Source organism: Acinetobacter sedimenti, from assembly GCF_022601685.1.
GTDB classification, from domain to species: domain Bacteria; phylum Pseudomonadota; class Gammaproteobacteria; order Pseudomonadales; family Moraxellaceae; genus Acinetobacter; species Acinetobacter sedimenti.
Genome location: NZ_JAKUML010000019.1, coordinates 1 through 22,200 on the forward strand (window position 1 = coordinate 1; position 22,200 = coordinate 22,200).

Below are 22,200 nucleotides of genomic sequence, written 5' to 3' on the forward strand. Positions count from 1 at the left end.
CATCGACATGAAAACCTCTATGCTAAACTACTCAAAGAATTAAGAGAGAATCCACTCTAAAGTTATCTAGACCCTTTGTTATAAAATTTTTTTAAAAACATGACATTTGCCATATTTTTACTATAGATCGTAAGATTACATGTCGTTGATTATAAAATCAACAGTCAAATATATTTTCTGTAATAAAATTAATCACATATATACCCAAAGCGTTTCTTGATCATCCATACCTAGAACAAATGTACGGTCATTATCACTTTTCACAACCACATGATCATTAAGCACCAAAAGTACTTTCAGTAATGTACCTTCATCATACTGGATATCTTCGTGACCATCTTTAGAGAGTACCAACGTATCTTTAAGCACGATCAGTTCATTTACATGATGCATATTAAGACCTCCCAAAAGTTAGAAATTTGAACTCTTACTGAATATATTAGGGTGAAACCTTTTGATTAAAACCTTTTAAGCGTAAAGTTTTAAGGGTGTTTTATTATCAAATCCACCGATCAATTACACATTTCTACGTTTTATTTCACATTTTTACGTTGTATGAAGATTAGGTTTAAATCGTGTTTCGGCTTAAAGTTTTTCTCTATGATTTAAAACTGTGTTGCAGAGACTTTTTTCACCTCGCCATCCCAATATAAAGACAATAACTCGTCGGCATCACGTTCAATTGTGACATTGAATCTATCAATCGATTTTGCACAATTCGCACCTGTTTTCAAAATATAGAAAAGTCCTGAATAAACCCCATAACTTTCTCCTCGATCAATGACCTTTTGAATATTCTGATCGACACAATGCGCTTTGGCAACCTCTTGTCCAAGCCCTAGAGAACCGCCAACCAAAGGCTGATATTGATGAGAAATTTTCGTCTCTGTATACAGCTCAATTTTTTGAATATTTATTAAAGTTTAACCGAGAAACCACAATGACATTGCAATTTCTTGTGAATTTTCTCGATTTTCATTGGCATTAAAAATAATTCTCAGTACAATATTTGCCACGTCGAGGGATGCTGCGACTTTTTTACAGACTGACTTTTAACAAAGAAAGCTTGCAAAGGCAGTAATGTGAAATCGCTAGGCTCGACAGATTCGAAGAAATACTATTCCAAATAGCAAGTTCGAAACAAATCAATAACGGCATCCGCGAACAGAATGATCATCACCAAAATATTAGGAGATCCTGATGAACGCGGTTAATCCTGCATTTACAGATTATAAAGTTGCCGACATTTCACTTGCTGATTACGGTCGTAAAGAAATCAAACTTGCCGAAGCTGAAATGCCTGCGTTAATGGGCTTGCGCAAACGCTATTCTGCTGAAAAACCACTTGCTGGTGCAAAAATCCTCGGCTGTATCCACATGACGATTCAGACTGCAGTTCTAATCGAAACATTGGTTGAACTCGGCGCAGAAGTACGTTGGACTTCATGTAATATCTTCTCTACCCAAAACCACGCTGCTGCTGCGATCGCTGCCAGTGGCGTACCTGTATTCGCTTGGAAAGGCGAAACAGAAGAAGAATATATGTGGTGCTTAGAACAACAAATCAATGTTGACGGCTCACCGTGGGATGCCAATATGATTTTGGATGATGGTGGTGATTTAACCGCACTTGTCCATGAAAAGTACCCTGCACTTTTAGAACGTATTCACGGCATTACTGAAGAAACCACAACAGGTGTCGCACGTCTGATCGAAATGTGGAAAGATGGTTCACTCAAAGTTCCTGCGATCAACGTCAATGACTCTGTGACCAAATCTAAAAATGACAATAAATACGGTTGCCGTCATTCTCTAAATGATGCGATCAAACGTGGTACGGACATGCTTCTTTCTGGTCGCCGTGCATTGGTGATTGGTTATGGCGATGTCGGTAAAGGTTCTGCGCAATCGCTTCGTCAAGAAGGCATGATCGTTCGTGTCACTGAGATTGATCCAATCTGTGCAATGCAAGCGTGCATGGACGGTTTTGAAGTAGTTTCTCCATATAAAAATGGCGTACAAACTGGTAATAAAGCCGACATTAACTTAGATTTATTGAAAAATACTGATTTGATCGTGACTACGACTGGTAACTACCACGTTTGCGACGCTGCAATGCTGGATACCTTAAAAGCAGGTGCTGTAGTCTGTAATATTGGTCACTTTGATACCGAGATTGATACTGCATATTTGCGTAATTACAAATGGGTTGAAGTCAAACCACAAGTGCATCAAGTTTATCGTTCAGAGAATGAAAATGATTATTTAATCTTATTATCTGAAGGTCGTTTGGTGAACTTGGGTAATGCAACAGGTCACCCATCACGTGTCATGGACGGCTCTTTTGCCAACCAAGTCTTGGCACAAATGCACTTATTTGCTGAGAAATTTGCCGATTTATCTGCGGAAGACAAAGCCAAACAGATTCGTGTCGAAGTTTTACCGAAGAAATTGGATGAAGAAGTTGCAGCTGCAATGGTCTTAGGTTTTGGTGGTGTGTTGACACAATTGACCACAACGCAAGCAGACTACTTAGGCGTTGCTGTTGAAGGTCCATTCAAAACTGACGCTTATAAATACTGATGATTGAGCAATGCTAGTCGTTAGCATTGACGTATTTAGCGAATCTTGATTCATTCAGGATTCGCTTTTCAAAATCATTTGTTCGGAAAATACAAATTAAGGACAGCTCATGTCAAAACGTATTCCCATTTCTTTTGAATTCTTCCCACCAAAAACTGATATTGGCGCAGAAAAACTTCGTGCAGTCCATCAAGAGCTACAACAACTCAACCCTGAGTTTTTCTCTATCACCTATGGCGCAGGTGGCTCAACACGTGAGCGTACTTTAGCGGCAATTGATGATTTTAATGGCAAAGGTACAGCAGTTGCCCCACACCTTTCTTGTATCGGCGATGACAAAGCTCGAATTGCAGAGTTGCTTGATCTTTACAAAGCTAAAGGCATTGACCGTATCGTTGCACTACGTGGCGACCTTCCTTCAGGTCAGGTTGGACTCGGTGAGCTACCTTATGCACAGGATTTAGTGCGATTTATTCGTGAGCATTCAGGCGATCATTTTCATATTGAAGTGGCTGCTTATCCTGAGATGCATCCGCAAGCTGATTCATTTGACAATGACATCAAACGCTTCGTAGAAAAGGCGAATGCTGGAGCAAATGCCGCAATTACCCAGTTATTCTTCAATCCTGATGCTTATTTTTATTTCTGTGAAAGTGTGGAAAAAGCTGGAATTAATATTCCAATCGCACCAGGAATCATGCCAATTACCAATGCCAGTAGCTTGATTCGCTTCGCTGATAGTACAGGTGCAGACATTCCACGTTGGATTCGTAAACAACTGGCTTCTTATGGCGATGACAATCAAAGTATTCAAGCATTTGGTCATGAAGTCGTATTTAAACTATGTGAGCGTTTGATCGCAGGCGGTGCACCAAGTTTGCACTTTTATAGCATGAACCAAACTGAGCCGACACGCCGGCTTGTTATTGATTTAGGCTTAAACTAAGCGTGAACTATTAATTTGAGAATGAAATCATGAACCGTTTCTATATGGAGAGCTCGCTCACTGTTGGTGAACACGTTCAATTATCAGAAACGGTTTTCCATCATTGGGTACGTGTACTCCGCGCCAAAGTGGGTGATCAAGCGACGCTATTTAATGGCCTGGAATTTAACGGTTTAGGCGGTGAATATCTGGTTGAATTAACTCAGATTGAAAAAAAGTCCGCAACCGTTCAAGTGCTTTCATTTGATCCAATCAATCGTGATTTGCCGATCAAAGTTACGCTAGGACAAGTGATGAGTAAAGGCGATCGCATGGATTATGTGATTCAGAAATCTACCGAGCTCGGCGTATCAGAAATTCAACTTCTCACCAGTGAACGCTGTGAGATGCGCCTAAAATATGACCGTGATCAAAAGAAAATCGAACATTGGCAAAGTGTTGCAATCGCAGCCTGCGAGCAATGTGGACTAAATCTCGTACCGAAGATTTTGCCACCTTTATCTGTAAATGAATGGATTGACAGCGTAGATACTGAAGTAAAACTCATCATGACTTTAGCAGATCAACCATTTCAATTTTCTGATGAAAAGCCAAAATCAATCGCTCTACTCGTTGGCCCTGAAGGCGGTCTAAGTCAAAGTGAGATTGATTTTGCCCTCGCAAAGCAGTTTCAAGCTTGGACGATCGGTAAACGTGTTCTACGCACAGAAACCGCCCCTATAGCCGCACTGGGTGTCATCAATCAATATTTCGTGTAATTCATTTCCATAAATTTTAAAAAGAACTTGATTTTATAGACGCTAAATTGTAACTTTAGAACTGACGGATTGTTTTCTATTTTATCCTGAATTAACTCATTAAAATATAAATATTTAACCGTAATGATTAAGTTTTTTTTGCTTTTAGCATGAGTTTTCGCCATTCTAGGGACATGATGAAATAATGGATAACAGGCAACTCAATTTAATGCTTAATTCTTCAAAAGATGAAGAGCAACTTAAGAGCTTTAAGTCGCTGTATTATTATCGTGTCTTTCAATACATATTCCTATCTCTTACCCTCCTCGTATTTATAATCAACCTATTTCTTAATTTTGAAAGTTTTTCAGTTACTACAACCTTATGGGGTTTTATTACGACTGTTACTATTCTGATTTCGCTACTGATTAACCAATCTTTACTATTAGAATTACCAAGAAAGTCCTTATCTGTAAAAACCTATCTCTCTGCGAGCGCTTTTTTAAATGGCGCATTATTTGCGATTTGTGTTGCATTAATTAGCAACCACCTAGAGTACAAGGTTGATCACTCACATATTGAGATGATGACTTTAGTTATAGCCTCTGTACTGATTCTTCACACTTCTGCGCTAGTGTTATTGACACACTATTACTATGTTTTTTTACTATTCTTCTCGCCAAGTGTATTATCACTACTTAGTGTGAATGAGTTATCTAGTAGTCAACAACTTACCCTTATTGATTTTATTAGCTTCATTACCTATGGTGCTTGCTTACTGTTCATGGCACGTATGATCCATAATCGTAGAAATGAATATTATTCTCTAATTGAGAGTAATAAAAGTTTACTCTCAACAAACAATGATAATACTTCGACAATAAACCATCTTTCAGTCGAGCTAGACGCAGAAAAGCAGATGGCTATGCGCATTCGTGAAGAGCTTGAAACTAACAATATCTTGTTAGAGCAAAAAGTTAAGCAGCGTACAGCGGATATTGAAAGTATCAATGCAAAACTGGAACGCTCACATCAAAACCTCGAATTAGCACATGAAACCGCTGGTATCGCATCTTGGGATTGGGATATTGAAAATCAGAAAATTGAAACGAGTAATTTCCCGCAGATTTTCGGCTACAACATCAAAAATGTAGAGCATTATATTTCTCACTTACATGATTTTATTCATGCCGAGGACTTAGAGCATGTAAAAGAAATTATGCGCGAGCACTTGCGTGGCAATGAAGACCGCTATGAAGCGACCTTTCGAGTGTATCACCCAACAGAACGTTGGATATGGGTACATGATCTTGGTCGTATCACACAACGTGATTCCGAAACAAATCGTGCACTGCGTATGGTCGGTATTCGTCGCAATATTCAAAATGAGAAAAAAGCAGAAGAGAGTTTAAAACTCTCAGCAAGTGTCTTTAAAAAGGCTGCACAAGGAATTTTTGTACTTGATGACAAGCTCAACTATGTCGATGTCAATCCATTTTATCTCAAGCTCATTGAATCTAATGAGGATCAAATCATTGGTCGTCATGCCTTTGATATTTTGAAAAGCTCTAATGTCGATGCTCAGCGCATAAATTTAACGATTTTGCGTCAGCTGATGAGCACAGGTGAGTTTGAAGGAGAAGTTGTTGAGGTGTTGCGTTCTGGGCGAGAAATTCCGCTTTGGATGCATATCAACGGCATTCGAGATAGCCACAATAATATCACGCAGTATATCGGCATCGTCACTGACCTGACAGAGCGCAAAGCCTCTGAAAAACGTTTATCTTATCTGGAAACCTACGACACGCTCACAGATTTACCGAACCGTACCTACTTCAACAATCTCATTCACAGTTATTTGACCGAATCCCCAAGACTACTTAAGCGCTTTGCTGTGATTCGTATCAACTTAGATCGCTTTCGTTACCATAATGAGTATCTCACCCATCAAGGTGGTGATGAGCTGTTAAAAAAAGTAGCGAATCGCCTGCGACGCAATAACTCTGATGCCGTTGTGATTGCACGACTTAATGCAGACGATTTTGCCATGATTTTAGAAGTCAAAGAAAATGTTGATGAAATCACTGACAGTGCGAAGAAAATACTCGAATCTTTTGAAGCGCCGTTTCATGTGCAAAATAAAGAACTGATGTTGAATATTTCCATCGGCGCAGCGATCTACCCTGATCATGGTCGCCAAATGGACAGCTTAAACAACTACGCTGAGCTTGCTTTGTTAGAAGCAAAACGTATCGGCGGCAATACTTTTAGAATATATCACAGCGAAAGTCGTCTCTCGACCGAAGCACGCATCAACCTAGAAGCGGAAATTCGTCGAGCCATTGCTCAAAATGAACTCGCCGTCTACTACCAACCTAAAGTCGATACAAAAACCAAAAAAGTTCATGGCTTTGAAGCACTTGTACGATGGAATCATCCAGAGCGTGGTGTAATTCCACCTGCACAGTTCATTCCACTTGCTGAAGAAACCAGTCTAATCACCGACATCGGTCGTGTGGTCTTAGAACAAACTTGCGCTCAAATCAAAGTTTGGAATGATTTGGGGTATCAAGATATTGCGGTTTCGGTCAATATCGTTGTGCAACAAATACAACGTGGAAGTTTGGTTGAGGAAATTGATTGTCTGCTACAAAAATACAAGATCAAACCACATCAGCTCCTACTTGAGATTACTGAAACTTCATTGATGGAAAATATTGATGAAGTCCGCCAAGTGATGTCTGCATTTCATCAACGTAACATCAAGATTGCACTTGATGACTTTGGTACAGGCTATTCATCATTGGCTTATTTAGGTATGTATGACTTTGATATTATTAAAATTGATCGAAGTTTTGTCAGCAAACTCGGACAAGCCAACCAAAACGCCATTGTTCGAGCAATTATCGCCATGGCAAAAGCGATGGATAAAAAAATCGTCGCTGAAGGCGTGCAAACTCAAGCGCAATATGACTTTTTGAGCGATGAGGGCTGTGATTATTTACAAGGCTATTTGATCGCAAAACCTATGCCTGCCGATCTTGCGACTGAATTTTTAGAAATTCAAAATATTCAGCAAAATAATCCATTGAAAATGCATTAATGAAACGTCATCACAATCAAATTTCAAAGTAAAACTGCGATATTATTTGATAAAAATTAAACCCTTTAGACTATTGTCGCCGTTGAGAAAATGGTATAATGATGACCTTAAAAATTAAGTGTAATTTATTTTGTGATTGATGGGTCAGATTCCTGCCCCGATTTGGTATCCGCATAGAGAGTAAGATGGACGAACAAGCATTAAAGCAAGCCGCATTGTATTATCATGAGTTTCCACGCCCTGGTAAAATCAACGTCACACCAAGCAAACAAGTCGTCAATCAACGTGATCTTGCACTCGCCTACTCTCCAGGTGTGGCTGCACCTTGTTTAGAAATTGCCAAAGACCCTGCAAATGCTGCCAAGTATACCGCACGTGGTAATCTCGTCGCTGTGGTTAGTAATGGTACTGCGGTACTTGGACTGGGTAATATCGGACCACTCGCCTCAAAACCTGTCATGGAAGGTAAAGGCGTACTTTTTAAAAAATTTGCTGGTGTCGACGTATTCGACATCGAAATTGCAGAAAATGATCCTGATAAAATCGTTGATATCGTTGCCGCATTAGAGCCAACTTTTGGCGGAATTAACCTCGAAGATATCAAAGCTCCTGAATGTTTTTACATTGAGCAAAAACTCCGTGAACGCATGAAAATTCCTGTGTTTCATGATGATCAACATGGCACAAGTATCATTGTCGGCTCAGCACTATTAAATGCCTTGCAAATCGTCAATAAAAAGATCGAAGACATAAAAATCATCGTCTCTGGTGCAGGTGCAGCAGCACTTTCTTGCTTAGATTTACTTTGTGCATTAGGTGCACGTAAAGAAAACATCATCGTAGCCGACTCTCGCGGATTATTAACAACATCTCGTGAAGGCTTAGATGCTTCAAAAATGCGTTATGTACAAGACATCCCTGAAAGCAAATTGCACGAAGTGATCGGCGGATCAGATATGTTCTTGGGACTCTCTGCTGCGGGCATTTTGACCAAAGAAATGGTTAAAGAAATGGCGAAAGATCCGATTATTTTCGCGCTTGCTAACCCTGACCCTGAGATTCTACCTGAGCATGCGCACGAAGTACGCCCTGATGCCATCATGGCGACTGGTCGTTCAGATTATCCAAACCAAGTGAACAATGCCCTTTGTTTCCCATATATTTTCCGTGGAGCTTTGGACGTTGGCGCAACCACCATTAACGAAGAAATGAAAATTGCCTGTGTCCATGCAATTGCACGCATGGCGCATGTCGAAGCTGACGCTGCTTCTTATGGTGAAAAATCAGGTAGCTTTGGTCGTGATTATTTGATTCCTCGTCCACTTGATCAGCGCTTGATTCTTGAGATTGCACCTGCTGTTGCACGTGCTGCAATGGAATCTGGCGTTGCGACACGCCCAATCGAAGACTTTGCTGTGTATCATCAGCGTTTGTCTGAGTTTGTATACAACTCAGCATTCATCATGAAGCCTATTTTTGCAAAAGCGAAATCAGCTCCAAAACGTATTGCTTACGCTGAGGGTGAAGATGCACGTGTACTTCGTGCTGCGCAAATTGCTATTGATGAAAAAATCGCATTTCCAATATTAGTTGGTCGTACTAAAGTCATTGAAGACAATATTCGTAAGCTTGGCTTGCGTATGGTACACGGTGAGAATATTGAGATCGTCGATCAAGAACTCAATCCAATGTACGATGAGTTTTGGAAAGATTTTTACAACGCATTGAAACGCAAAGGCACAACAGTTGAATTTGCTCAGCGTGAAGCTCGTCGTCGCTCGACTTTGGTTGCGGCAATGCTTGTGAAGTTTGGCAAAGCTGATGGTATGCTTTGTGGTACGTATTCAGGTTATGACGTTCATTTAGAGTTTGTCAAAGATGTGATTGGCCTAAAAAATGGTCATCAGACATTCTTTACCTTGAATGCGTTAATGCTTGAAGATCGTAATCTCTTTATTGCTGATACTTATGTCAACACCAATCCTACAGCTGAACAATTGGCTGAGATGACGATTTTGGCTGCAGAAGAAGTGCGTCGCTTTGGTATTACACCTCGTATTGCCCTACTTTCTCATTCTAGCTTTGGTAGTGACGAGCTTGATCCTAGTGCGCAAAAAATGCGTGAAGTGTTTCGCATCTTATCTGAAAAAGCGCCAGAGCTCGAAGTTGAAGGTGAAATGCACGGTGATGCAGCGATGGATGAAACCATTCGTGATGGCGCATTCCCGAATTCACGCTTTAAAGGTTCAGCAAACTTATTGATCATGCCGAATCTTGATGCGGCAAATATTTCATTTAACTTGCTCAAATCGACCGTCGGCAACAATGTAACAATTGGTCCGATCCTATTAGGTGTCGCAAAACCTGTGCATATTTTGACACCGACTACAACGACTCGTCGTATCATCAACATGACTGCGTTGACTGTTGCTGAAATTCAAGAAAATGAAAAAGTTTAATTTTAAAAAAAGCTTACTTTTCTAACTTTTTCTTTATCGCTAAAACCTCTAATGTCAATCATTGGAGGTTTTTGCTTTTAGGCTTTTAATTCAAATAATGCAAAGCGCTTTATATTTGTTATGATCAGAACAATCTGTTTGTAAATTTTTATTGATACGTTGTTATGAAAATCTATTTAGTCGGCGGTGCAGTACGTGATCAGCTCTTAGACCGTGAAGTGATCGAGCGTGATTATGTCGTGGTCGGTGCAACGCCTGCACAGATGATTGCACTTGGCTATCAACAAGTTGGTAAAGATTTTCCAGTATTTTTGCATCCTGAAAGCAAAGAAGAATACGCCCTTGCACGCACCGAACGTAAAAATGGACATGGCTATCAAGGCTTTGATTTTTTCACTTCACCTGAAGTGACTTTAGAACAAGATTTATCACGTCGTGACTTGACCATCAATGCGATGGCGATGGATGAAGATGGCAATATCACCGATCTTTTTCATGGTACGCAAGATTTAAAAAATCGAGTGCTGCGCCATGTGTCCGATGCTTTTATTGAAGATCCACTACGTGTATTACGTGTCGCTCGATTTACTGCACGCTACCATAATTATGGCTTTCAGATTGCACCTAAAACCATGCAATTGATGCAACGTATCAGTGACTCAGGTGAGTTATCACACATTTCTGCTGAGCGTGTATGGAAAGAAACAGTAAGAGCTTTAGCAGAAAATGATGCTGATGTGTATTTCTCTGTGCTTCGTGAATGTGGAGCGTTGAAACAATGGTTTCCTGAAGTCGATGCGTTGTTTGGCGTGCCACAACGTGCTGAATATCATCCAGAGATTGATTGTGGTATCCATACGCTGATGTCATTACAACAAGCGTGCAAAAATAACTTTTCAACCATCGTTCGCTTTGCGGTGCTTTGTCATGATTTAGGGAAAGCATTAACACCTGCGGATGTCTTACCACGACATATCATGCACGAACAGCGTGGTATTGAACCTGTCAAAGCCCTATGCAAACGCTTAAAAGTCCCGAGAGATTTTCAGCAATTGGCTCTGAAAGTGTGTGAATATCATTTGCTTTGTCATCAGTTATTTCAGCTAAAAGCATCCACGATTTTAAAACTATTAAAAAGTCTTGATACCTTTCGCAAACCTGAACAAGTAATTTACTTTGCACAAGCTTGTTTGTGTGATGCACGAGGACGTTTAAATTTTGAGGAGAAACCTTATCCACAAGCTGAAGTATTGATGCACCTAGCACAACAGCTTGCGAATTATAAAATTGAAATTCCTGAAGGTTTGCAAGGCAAAGCGATTGCTGAGCACTTAGATCGTGAACGGTCTAGATGGATCGCTGATTTTATGAAAGAAGCAAAGCAAACACTTTCTGTTTAAATGACTGATTAAAGTGTTTTGACTTTGCTTTATTTGAAATGTGCTTTATTTAGAGTGGCTTTATTTCACTTTACTTTTTCGGATCATCTTATACATCAGCTTCGGCGAGATTCGAGAGATTGCTACACCAAGTTTTTCTTTCAGTCCGCCAATGACGATATATTCCTGATCGTTCATGACTGCTTTTACTACTTTTTGTGCAAAATCATCTGCTTTTAAACCATTTTCAATCGCTTCATCTTGATGTGCTTGCGCTTGCCCTGCACCATTGAGTGCATTAAACGACACATTGGTTTTGACAAAACCAGGGAAAACCACAGATACATTGAGTCCTTTCTCGGCATATTCTGCACGTAAGCTATTAGCCCACATATGAATTGCACCTTTTGCCGCAGAATAACTCGCTCGGTATTGTGTACCAAGTAAACCTGCGACACTAGAGATAAATATCACATGCCCAGAGCCTTGATTTTCAAGGTAAGGTAAAACACATTTTGTCATACTAATTTGCGCAAAATAATCAATTTCCATGATACGACGTTCAGTGTCTATCGTCGTATCCGCAATCAAAGCACGTTGACTTAACCCTGCATTGTTAATGAGATAATCAATACGCTGACATTTTTCAATAACTTGCTCTACCGCCTGCTGTGCTTGATCTGCTTGAGTCACATCGAATGCCACACAGAGGTGATTTTCAGGATGATTTAACTGCTGACGTACACGTTCTAGCTCTTCACCTCGACGTGCTGATAGCACCACTTTTGCACCGAGATTGGCAAATACTTGGGCAAGTGCTTCACCAATCCCCGAGCTTGCCCCTGTGATCCAAACCACTTTTTGATCTAAATTTCCTTGACTCAATGTAACATCCTTTTCGCGTTGTATTTTTTGCAATTAAACTTTACGCCGACTTAGCATAAATAAACTTTTGAAAATGTTCAGCATAGCGCATCGCAAGCTGTGGTGAGGAGTGTTGCCCCATTTTTTCAATACGTTTATAGCCAATACTGGTAACGAGATGAATCACGCCATTTAAGGTTTTATCCACCACAAAGTTAAATTTCAACATCGATTTTGGCTTACGAATAAACTCAGTTACGCCGAGATCAATCACTTCGATAATATTTTTCAACATTGAATCAATGGCTGACAAATCACCTTGTTGGATACGCTCAACATCTTTAAGCATACTTTGCACCAGTGCATTGGGCACAGCATAGCGGAGCAAACTGGTTTTGGGATGACTCAAATCAAAGTGCGCCACCATATGATTGGATACAGGTGTTAGGCGATCGTTGTTAAACATGCCGACTGCCCACGGCATATATTTTTGTAGTTGCTCTCGGATTTGACCCAAAACTTTTTCAGCTTCATCGGCATGATCCGCAAGTTCAGGTTGTTGTCTATTGGCATGGATGAGTTCCATAAAGACTTGATCAAGCACCTGATGGGTAATCTCGGTAAAGACTTGCCCTAAGTCTTTAGACAAATCTTTGCCATCACCATGATTAAGCCGTGTATTAATATCTTCAAGCTCACGATAGGTTCGATCGTGTATTTTTAGATGGACATTTTGTGTAGTCACCGCTACTTACCCCTGCTTTTAATTTTTAAATCTTTGCGTCCAAATTCCTTTGACGCATTTTTCTACGCTGTGATCTAATTTTAAAAAATCAAATCTGATCAAACACACGCTATTCTTTCATCAGTGTAACAAGTCCGAACTAGATGCTCAATTGTATTTTAAGCTTTATATTTTCTAGCTTAAAGGACAAAATTCAAGTCATGAAAGCACAATCGTTGCATATATTTTTACGACTATTTTTGCTAGAATAACACCAATTTTTTGCTATTTCATACGCCATATCCAATGACTGAACAAAACTCAAACCAAGCCTCAAATACCGCCCAAAATATTGCAACCACTTACGATCCATCTGATATTGAACGCAAATGGTACAAAGTCTGGGAAGACAATGGTTACTTTAAACCGCACGCTGCAGAAGCGAATTCAACGGCAACACCTTTTACCATCATGCTTCCACCGCCAAACGTGACAGGTAGCTTGCATATGGGACATGGTTTTAACAATGCCATCATGGATGCGTTGACTCGATACCACCGCATGCAAGGTCATAATACGTTGTGGCAACCGGGTACAGACCATGCGGGGATTGCAACGCAAACCGTTGTAGAGCGTCAGCTTGGTGAGCAAGGCATTACTCGTCATGATTTGGGACGTGAAAAATTATTAGAAAAGATTTGGGAATGGAAAGAAAAGTCAGGCGGAACAATCACAGGTCAGATTCGTCGTCTTGGTTCTTCGGTAGACTGGACACGTGAACGCTTTACCATGGATGATGGTTTATCCGATGCTGTGAAAGAAGTCTTTGTACGTTTGCATGAGGAAGGCTTGATCTATCGTGGTAAACGATTGGTCAACTGGGATCCTAAGCTACATACCGCCCTATCTGACCTTGAAGTGGAAAGCAAAGAAGAACAAGGTTCATTGTGGCATTTCCGCTATTTCTTTGAAGATAAATCACTCAAAACCAAAGATGGCAATGACTATCTTGTAGTCGCAACCACTCGACCTGAAACTCTACTTGGCGATAGTGCGGTTGCAGTACACCCTGAAGATGAACGCTATCAACATTTGATTGGTAAAAATATCGTGCTACCGATCACCGGTCGTCTTGTACCCATCGTTGCCGATGATTATGTAGAAAAAGACTTTGGAACAGGTTGTGTCAAAATCACGCCTGCACACGACTTCAATGACTATGATCTTGGCAAACGTCACGATCTACCAGTGATTAATATTTTTGATAAAGATGCCAAAATCTTGAGCGAATTTGACTGGATGGAAAAAACTGGCGTACCAGTGACTAAAACCATCACTGCACCTGAAAGCTATGTCGCACTTGAGCGTTACGTTGCTCGTAAAAAGCTGGTTGCGGAAGCTGAAGCCGAAGGTTGGTTAGAAAAAATCGAGCCATATACACTCAAAGCACCACGTAGCGAGCGTTCAGGTGTAATTGTTGAGCCATTATTATCAGATCAATGGTATGTGAAGATTCAACCGCTTGCTGAGCCTGCGATCGAAGCAGTGAAAAATGGCGACATAAAATTCGTTCCTGAACAGTACAGCAATATGTACATGGCATGGATGAACAATATTCAAGATTGGGCGATCAGCCGTCAGCTTTGGTGGGGACATCGTATCCCTGCATGGTACGACGATGCAGGCAATATCTACGTTGGACGTAACGAAGCCGAAGTTCGTGAGAAGCATAACTTAGCTGAAGATCTTGAAATCCGACAGGATGAAGACGTACTGGATACATGGTTCTCCTCTGCGCTGTGGACGTTCTCAACGCTTGGCTGGACTGGCGATGCACAAAAAGATGCGGAAAATTATTTCTTAAAAACCTTCCATCCAACCAATGTTTTGGTGACTGGTTTTGACATCATTTTCTTTTGGGTTGCCCGAATGATCATGATGACTTTGCACTTCGTCAAAGATGAACATGGCAAACCACAAGTCCCGTTCAAAACTGTCTATGTACATGGTTTGGTACGTGATGGCGAAGGTCAAAAAATGTCAAAATCTAAAGGCAACGTGCTCGATCCTTTAGATTTGGTCGATGGTATTGATCTTGAAACCTTAGTTCAAAAACGTACCACTGGTTTGATGAATCCTTCAACTGCGCCGAAGATCGAAAAAGCCACGCGTAAAGAATTCCCAGACGGCATTAACGCATACGGAACAGATGCGCTACGCTTTACTTTCTGCGCACTTGCCAATACGGGTCGTGACATCAAATTCGATATGAAACGTGTCGAGGGCTATCGCAACTTCTGTAATAAAATTTGGAATGCGACTCGCTTCGTGATGATGAATGTCGAAGGCAAGCAAGTTGCACAAACGGTACAACCTGAGCTATGGGAATTGCCTGAACAATGGATCATCAGCCGTCTACAGAAGGCAGAACAAGCTGTAAAACTCGGCTTTGAAACATATCGTTTAGACCTCGTAGCACAGAGCATTTATGACTTTATTTGGAATGAATATTGCGACTGGTATGTCGAGCTGACCAAGCCTGTACTGAATGACGAAAATGTTTCAGAAGCTCGTAAAGCCGAAGTCCGTCGTGTCTTGCTTTCAGTCATGGAATCTGCGCTACGTCTTGCACATCCATTGATGCCATTCTTAACTGAAGAAATCTGGCAGACGCTTGCACCGATGATCGGACGTGGTGGCGATACCATTATGCTTGCGCCATACCCTGTTGCCGAAGAAGCGAAAATCAACAATCAAGCCGAAGCCGATATGGATTGGCTACAAGCCTTGATCGGTGCGGTTCGTAATATCCGTGGTGAAATGGGCTTGGGCAATGCTCGCCTGTTGCCTGTGTTATTGCAAAATATCAGCGATGCAGAACGTACTCGTATTGAGCGCATTGAGCCATTGTTCAAGGCTTTGGCAAAAGTGGAAAGTATCGAGTTCTTGAGTCTTGATCAAGAGCCACCGCTATCGTCTTCAAGTGTGGTTGGTCAGGCTTCGGTATTTGTTCCAATGAAAGGTTTGATTGATCCAAAAGCTGAGCTTGCTCGTCTGCAAAAAGATTTAGACAAAGTGCAAAAACAACATGACCAAATCGCAGGGAAACTTGCCAATGAAGGTTTTGTGGCAAAAGCACCGCCTGCTGTTGTGGAAGGTGAAAAAGTTAAATTGGCGGAGTTTGCCGATCAACTTGGCAAGATCAAAGCGAATATGGAGCAGATTGCGAATTTGTAATTTGTTTCAAATCCCTATCGTAAAAACCTAGAGCATTTGTGTTCTAGGTTTTTACTTTTGCATATCCTAAATACCATTATTTGATCGACTCAATCCACCTTAGTCAAATTGCCATTTCTCTACTTTCAAGGGGTTGATGCCACGCCAATTGTTGGTTTTGACAATGTATTGCTAGATGAAATATTAGGTTTGTCTGCGCTTGGTCTGCGTAGTGTGGTGATCGTGGCGCTTGGCTATCGAAGCACTGAAGACTTCAATGCGGACTTACCAAAAGCACGTTTAAGCAAAGACGCAGTAATTCGATTTTTATAAGTCATTGCTAAGGCGATTTAGTATTTTCAATAAGTATAAATCACATCATATTTATTGTGCAAAGTTTGATCATTTTCAACATTTGTGCATAGATCAGCCTGTCTTTAGGCTATATGTCCTGCACTCTGTCTGCTATGCTAAAGCCCACGATAAAATTATTATTTTAGGTTGACGGCATGACAGTACGCATCGGCACTCCTTTACAATCTTCCGCCACTCGGGTGTTATTTTTAGGTTCAGGTGAGCTCGGCAAAGAGGTAGTGATTTCCCTGCAACGCCTCGGTGTTGAAGTGATTGCAGCCGATCGTTATGACAATGCGCCTGCCATGCAAGTCGCACATCGCAGTTACACCTTGAATATGAATGATGCGAAGGCGTTAAAGACTTTAATTGATGAAGTAAAACCACATCTGATCGTACCTGAGATCGAAGCGATAGCTACAGAAGTCTTATTAGATATTGAAGCACAAAATATTGCGACAGTGATCCCCTCTGCTAAAGCAGTCAATCTGACCATGAACCGTGAAGGGATTCGTCGCCTCGCTGCTGAAGAATTGGGTTTACCGACGTCGATTTATCGTTTTGCCGATAGCTTAGAAAGTTTCCGTGCTGCCTGTGATGACATTGGCTATCCAAACTTTGTCAAACCTGTGATGTCATCTTCGGGTAAAGGTCAATCTAGAGTGACCAACTTTAAAGAAGTTGATGCCGCTTGGGATTACGCCATGCAAGGCGGTCGAGTCAATCAAGGTAAAGTAATTATCGAATCGCAAATCAACTTTGATTATGAAATTACCCTACTGACCGTCCGTGCCAAAAATCCAGAAACAGGTGTCATCGAAACCCATTTCTGCGATCCGATCGGACACCGTCAGGAAGCAGGCGATTATGTGGAAAGTTGGCAACCTCAAGCAATGAACGAAACTGCCCTCATTGAAGCCAAACGCATTGCAGATAAAGTCACAACGGCACTGGGTGGTTGTGGTATTTTTGGTGTGGAATTATTTATTAAAGCCGATCAAGTATGGTTTAGTGAAGTGTCACCTCGTCCGCATGATACAGGTCTGGTGACATTGGCGAGTCAATTCCAAAGTGAGTTTGAACTCCATGCTCGGGCAATTCTAGGCTTGCCAGTGAATACTACTCGTCACAGTACTGCTGCCAGTGCGGTGATCTATGCAGGTCAAGATGGTGAGAATTTAAGCTTTAGTAATTTGCAACACGCATTGACGCACCCTGATACCGATTTACGTTTATTTGGTAAGCCTGAAGGTTTTGTCAAACGTCGTATGGGCGTGGCAACAGCACGTGCAGAAACGATTGAAAGTGCACGTCAACTTGCCAAAGCAACTGCCGATGCGGTACAAGTAAACCCATCAGAATAATGGTGTTTTAACATGAACGCTTCAACCTAAACACATTGTTCAGCATCAATTGATTCGAAAATACTTTTAATAGCACCTTTTTTAAAGAGCACATCGCATGTTAGATTTTCCTCCCATTTCTGAATATGTTTGCTTAGGTCAAGATCTGCAAGGCTTGACGACTTGGCGTGAGCAAGTCGAAGACAAGCTTGATCATTATTTTGCCGATGGTACCAATATCCGAGATGTGGTTACTGCTCGCTCAGATCAGATAGACTTGGCTTTGGATTTTCTTTGGAAAAATGCAGGACTGGATCAGACTGATTTGGCACTGTTTGCAGTCGGTGGCTATGGTCGCCGTGAGATGTTGCCCTATTCTGATGTCGATGTGCTGATACTTTCTGAAGAAGAGCTCGATGAAGCCACAGAAGATAAAGTGAAAACCTTTGTATCGTCGCTGTGGGATGTGGGGAATTTTAAACCCGGAATTAGCGTTCGCACCATTAAAGCATGCTATGACCAAGCGAAGCTCGATGTCACCATTGCCACCTCTTTGATCGAAGCTCGTTTACTGAGTGGCAATGAATTATTAAAAAAATGGCCACGTCGTATTGTGTCAGAAAGTTGGACGGACAAGACGTTCTTCGATGCCAAAGTGCTAGAGCAGAAAAAACGCTACGAACAGCATAACAATACTGAAAGCAACCTTGAACCTGATATTAAAAATGCTCCCGGTGGTCTACGTGATATGAACCAAATCGGTTGGATTGCCAAACGGCACTTCCGTGTTGGTCGGATTTACGACTTGGTGCATCTTGGATTTATTAGTGAGTTTGAACTAGCAATATTGGAAGAAGCGGAAATTTTCTTATGGGAAATTCGCCACTATCTACATCGCCTCACTAAACGAGATGAAAACCGCTTATTGTTTGATTATCAACGTGAGATTGCCACTTGTTTCGGCTATCAACGTGAGGATGGTAAACATCCAAATCACGCCATTGAACAATTTATGAAGCGTTATTATCGTGTGGCGCAAAGTGTTTCGACTTTGAGTGAATTACTGATCAACTACTTTAATGAAGCAGTAATTATCCCCCGTTTGGCGGATTATGAACGTCAAATTGAACCATTAAATAAAAACTTTAAATTGGTCGATGGCAAACTGGCAGTTACCCATCACAAAGTCTTCTCGGAAACGCCAAGTGCAATTTTAGAAGTCTTTTTTCTGATGGCGAACAATCAAGAGATTCAAGGTATTCGAGCACGCACATTGCGGTTGCTGCTTTTGGCTGCGAAGAAAATTGATCAAAATTTCCGTAATAATGATGCGCATAAAGCTTTATTTCTAGCGATCATTCGCTCGCCATATCGCTTGTACGACACGCTGGTTGCAATGCGTCGTTATGGTGTTTTGGGAAATTATATTCCTGCGTTTGGGCAGATCATGGGCTTGATGCAATACGATCTGTTCCATATTTATACCGTCGATGCACATACTTTATTACTCATTCGTAATTTGAATCGTTTCTCCGAACTTGAGTTTGGTAAGCAATATCCTGTAGTCTGCAACGTGTTCCAACGCCTTGCACGTAAAGACATTATCTTTATCGCTGCACTGTTCCACGATATTGCAAAAGGTCGTGGTGGTGATCATAGCGAACTGGGCGCAGAGGATGCGATTGAGTTTTGCCGTGCACACGGACTCAGTGAACGTGAAGGCAAAATGGTCGCATGGCTGACTCGTAATCACTTAATGATGTCGCTCACCGCACAGAAAAAAGATATTTCTGATCCTGATGTGGTGCAAAGCTATGCCGAAGCGATGGGTGATATGGAGCACTTAGACTATCTATATTGTCTGACTGTTGCCGATATTAATGCGACCAATCCAACGCTGTGGACCAATTGGAAAGCATCGTTGATGCGTCAGCTTTACTCACAATCTCGTGAAATTATCCGTGGTGGATTAGACCGTCCGATTGATCATCAAATGCTGATTGAAGACACTAAGTTTTCTGCATTGGAAAAACTTTCTGACGAGTTCCCGCTGAATGAAATCGAAGAAGTGTGGAAAGAGCTTGGCGATGATTATTTCTTGAAAGAAACGGTCGATGAAGTGGTTTGGCATACCAGTGCGATCTTGCGTCATGGTGAAAATAGCGATCCACTTGTGCTAATTCGTGAGCACCGTAAAGCGATTCAGCTATTTATCTATACTCGTGATACGCCAAACTTATTTGCAACCACCGTTGCCCTGCTTGATCGTTTAAATCTCGATGTCCAAGATGCACGGATTATTACCGCAGCGACCAATTTTTCACTCGACACCTATGTGATTCACGACCGTTTGGGTTCATTGCTAAGCGACCCAAGTCGTGAAAAACAAGTCGTAGAAACCTTAGTCAAAGGCTTGAGTCAAATTGATCAATATCCTGCGCTGATGCAACGGATGATTCCACGTCGTCTGCGTCATTTTGAAGTAGAAAATAGTGTTGATATTCGCCTAAATCGTGCTTTAAATCAAAACATGGTGGAAATCTCTACACTCGATCAACCTGGTCTTTTGGCGAGAATTGGCGGTTTGTTTATGATGCAAGGCATTGATATTCATTCTGCACGTATTGCTACGCTTGGCGAAAAAGCCGAAGATATTTTCTTCGTCACCAAGCCTGATGGTACGCCACTGACTGAAGAAGAATCGACGGTTTTTGCTGAACAGCTTAAAGCGGCATTGGATGAGGCATCGAATCAAGTGACGATACAGCATTGATTTATAGTCAAGTTACTTGAAGTCTGCTACATCGTTAACCTCGCTCAGTTGCCGTGTATCAGACATCAATTACTTCGACTATAGTTAGAAATCAATAGTTGATAACTTGAAAAATATTTACATAGATGAAATTTGGAACTTGCGGTTATGAACCCTGATTTGGCATTACTACACCCTTACCCTTTTGAAAAATTAAATGCGCTATTTGCAGATATTCAACCTGCAAACTTGCCGTTAATTCCACTGTCGATCGGTGAGCCAAAACATGCTGCGCCTGCCTTTGTACAGCAAGCGATCGAAGCCAACTTTGCGCATCTTTCCACGTATCCAAATAGCAAAGGACTACCTGAGCTTCGACAAAGTATTGGCAATTGGTTGACCAATCGTTTCCAACTACAAAGCATCGATGCAGAAAAGCAAATCCTGCCTGTCAGCGGCACACGTGAAGCGATTTTCTCTTTTGTGCAATCTGCGGTTGATCGTAGCAAAACGCCTTATGTAGTGATGCCCAATCCGTTTTATCAAATCTATGAAGGTGCAGCGTTGCTGGCAGGCGCAACGCCCTATTTTGTTAACTGTACAGCGGACAATGATTACAAAGGCGACTTTAGTCAAGTGCCTGCCGAAGTGTGGGAAAAGACCGATATTTTATTCGTCTGTACACCGGGCAATCCGACTGGTGCTGTACTCAGCAGTGAAGATTTTCAACAGCTGATCACCCTATCTGATGAATACGATTTTATTATTGCTTCGGATGAATGCTATTCGGAATTGTGGTTTGAGCAAGCGCCTGTTGGCTTACTACAAGTCTGCGCTGAAATCGGTCGCCATGATTATAAAAATTGCGTGGTGTTTCACTCGCTTTCTAAGCGTTCTAATCTTCCGGGAATGCGTTCAGGTTTTGTTGCAGGTGATGCTAAGCTCCTTGCGCCGTATTTGAAATATCGTACTTATCATGGTGCTGCCATGCCTGTGCAACATCAGCTTGCGTCGATCGCCGCATGGGAAGATGAACAGCATGTTGAAGACAATCGCATCGCCTATAGACAGAAGTTTGCGCTATTTCAATCAGAATTGGGCGATCGCCTACCATTTAAAAAGCCCGATGCAGGATTTTATTATTGGCTGCAAGTTGATAATGATGAAGCCTTCGCCAAAAAATTACTTAGCGAGGCAAATATCAAAGTCCTCCCAGGTCGTTACTTGTCACGTGAAACTGCACAAGGCAATCCGGGTGAGAATCATGTGCGTATGGCATTGGTTGCAAGTATTGCACAGTGTGAAGAAGTCGTAAAACGATTGAAGAAAATTATCTAACAATATACCCCCCTTTAATTCCCCCTACTCAGGGGGAAAACCATCCAATAAAATGGTCAGAATTCCTCCCCTTTTAAGGGGAGGCTAGGTGGGGTTCTAAATTGAATTTTGAAACAACTTCATCCCTAATACACTTAACTACAGTGAAAAATTAAATCTAAATCGCAGTCGCTGTATAACCCTCTTCTTTTAATACATTTTGTACTTGCTCAAGACTCAGCGCAGTTTCCACATCGACTTGTTTCTTAGTCAAATCCACTACGACTTGTGCATTTTGATCTGCACTTGCTATCGCCTGTTTAATGGCTTTTTCACAGTGTCCGCAAGTCATATTCTCTACATGTAATTTCATCTTTTTTTCTCCAATGTATTCTGTATCATGATAATGCTAAAGCTTCCCAC

The 22,200-nt window shown here is 41.4% G+C and carries 15 protein-coding genes and 1 pseudogene; 11 read left to right on the forward strand and 5 right to left on the reverse strand.

All coding sequences use genetic code 11. The features are described from left to right. Window positions 1-192: 192 nt before the first annotated feature. Complete coding sequence (locus MKI79_RS10465) at window positions 193-393, reverse strand: hypothetical protein (RefSeq protein ID WP_241573190.1); 201 nt, start codon at window positions 391-393, stop codon at window positions 193-195. A 212-nt stretch (window positions 394-605) separates the two neighbouring features. Continuing rightward, window positions 606-917 (reverse strand): DUF4424 family protein, encoded by a 312-nt coding sequence (locus MKI79_RS10470; protein ID WP_322111819.1) that lies wholly within the window; start codon window positions 915-917, stop codon window positions 606-608. A gap of 283 nt (window positions 918-1,200) precedes the next feature. Between MKI79_RS10470 and ahcY the strand changes: the two genes are divergently transcribed. The 6 genes from ahcY to MKI79_RS10500 all read left to right on the forward strand — a co-directional run bounded on the left by ahcY (window position 1,201) and on the right by MKI79_RS10500 (window position 11,228). After that, window positions 1,201-2,583, forward strand: a complete 1,383-nt coding sequence (gene ahcY, locus MKI79_RS10475; RefSeq protein ID WP_241573196.1) for an adenosylhomocysteinase — start codon at window positions 1,201-1,203, stop codon at window positions 2,581-2,583. A 109-nt stretch (window positions 2,584-2,692) separates the two neighbouring features. Then, window positions 2,693-3,529, forward strand: a complete 837-nt coding sequence (gene metF, locus MKI79_RS10480; protein ID WP_241573198.1) for a methylenetetrahydrofolate reductase [NAD(P)H] — start codon at window positions 2,693-2,695, stop codon at window positions 3,527-3,529. Between the two features lie 29 nt (window positions 3,530-3,558). Next, window positions 3,559-4,287, forward strand: coding sequence for a 16S rRNA (uracil(1498)-N(3))-methyltransferase (locus MKI79_RS10485; protein ID WP_241573200.1), 729 nt, complete (start codon window positions 3,559-3,561; stop codon window positions 4,285-4,287). Between the two features lie 898 nt (window positions 4,288-5,185). Then, window positions 5,186-7,369, forward strand: a complete 2,184-nt coding sequence (locus MKI79_RS10490; RefSeq protein WP_241573203.1) for a putative bifunctional diguanylate cyclase/phosphodiesterase — start codon at window positions 5,186-5,188, stop codon at window positions 7,367-7,369. A gap of 185 nt (window positions 7,370-7,554) precedes the next feature. After that, window positions 7,555-9,828: an NADP-dependent malic enzyme gene (locus MKI79_RS10495; protein ID WP_241573205.1), complete on the forward strand. Its 2,274-nt coding sequence runs from the start codon at window positions 7,555-7,557 to the stop codon at window positions 9,826-9,828. A 164-nt stretch (window positions 9,829-9,992) separates the two neighbouring features. Further along, on the forward strand, window positions 9,993-11,228 hold the full coding sequence (locus MKI79_RS10500) for a multifunctional CCA addition/repair protein (protein ID WP_241573208.1): 1,236 nt from the start codon (window positions 9,993-9,995) through the stop codon (window positions 11,226-11,228). Window positions 11,229-11,288: 60 nt separating this feature from the next. On the opposite strand, the gene MKI79_RS10505 is transcribed toward MKI79_RS10500, so the two are convergent. Further along, entirely contained in the window at window positions 11,289-12,092 is an 804-nt protein-coding gene (locus tag MKI79_RS10505; protein WP_241573211.1) for an SDR family oxidoreductase, read from the reverse strand. Between the two features lie 40 nt (window positions 12,093-12,132). Beyond that, the gene (locus MKI79_RS10510; RefSeq protein WP_241573213.1) at window positions 12,133-12,816 is read right to left on the reverse strand and encodes a hypothetical protein; all 684 of its coding nucleotides are present in this window, start codon (window positions 12,814-12,816) and stop codon (window positions 12,133-12,135) included. A gap of 285 nt (window positions 12,817-13,101) precedes the next feature. Between MKI79_RS10510 and MKI79_RS10515 the strand changes: the two genes are divergently transcribed. The 5 genes and pseudogenes from MKI79_RS10515 to dapC all read left to right on the forward strand — a co-directional run bounded on the left by MKI79_RS10515 (window position 13,102) and on the right by dapC (window position 21,798). Beyond that, window positions 13,102-16,032 carry a valine--tRNA ligase gene (locus tag MKI79_RS10515; RefSeq protein WP_241573224.1) on the forward strand — a complete coding sequence of 977 codons (2,931 nt, stop codon included), beginning with the start codon at window positions 13,102-13,104 and terminating at the stop codon, window positions 16,030-16,032. Between the two features lie 108 nt (window positions 16,033-16,140). Next, a complete protein-coding gene (locus MKI79_RS10520) occupies window positions 16,141-16,344 on the forward strand; it encodes a nitroreductase family protein (protein ID WP_407651635.1) in 204 nt (67 codons plus the stop codon). 176 nt (window positions 16,345-16,520) lie between these two features. Continuing rightward, a complete protein-coding gene (gene purT / locus MKI79_RS10525; protein WP_241573225.1) occupies window positions 16,521-17,729 on the forward strand; it encodes a formate-dependent phosphoribosylglycinamide formyltransferase in 1,209 nt (402 codons plus the stop codon). 163 nt (window positions 17,730-17,892) lie between these two features. Next, window positions 17,893-20,481 (forward strand): annotated as a pseudogene (gene glnD, locus MKI79_RS10530) ([protein-PII] uridylyltransferase); the annotation flags it as partial. A 147-nt stretch (window positions 20,482-20,628) separates the two neighbouring features. After that, a complete protein-coding gene (dapC, locus tag MKI79_RS10535) occupies window positions 20,629-21,798 on the forward strand; it encodes a succinyldiaminopimelate transaminase (RefSeq protein WP_241573229.1) in 1,170 nt (389 codons plus the stop codon). 157 nt (window positions 21,799-21,955) lie between these two features. Here dapC and MKI79_RS10540 read toward each other — a convergent pair whose 3' ends face one another. Then, the gene (locus MKI79_RS10540) at window positions 21,956-22,150 is read right to left on the reverse strand and encodes a heavy-metal-associated domain-containing protein (protein WP_241573231.1); all 195 of its coding nucleotides are present in this window, start codon (window positions 22,148-22,150) and stop codon (window positions 21,956-21,958) included. Between the last annotated feature and the right edge of the window lie 50 nt (window positions 22,151-22,200).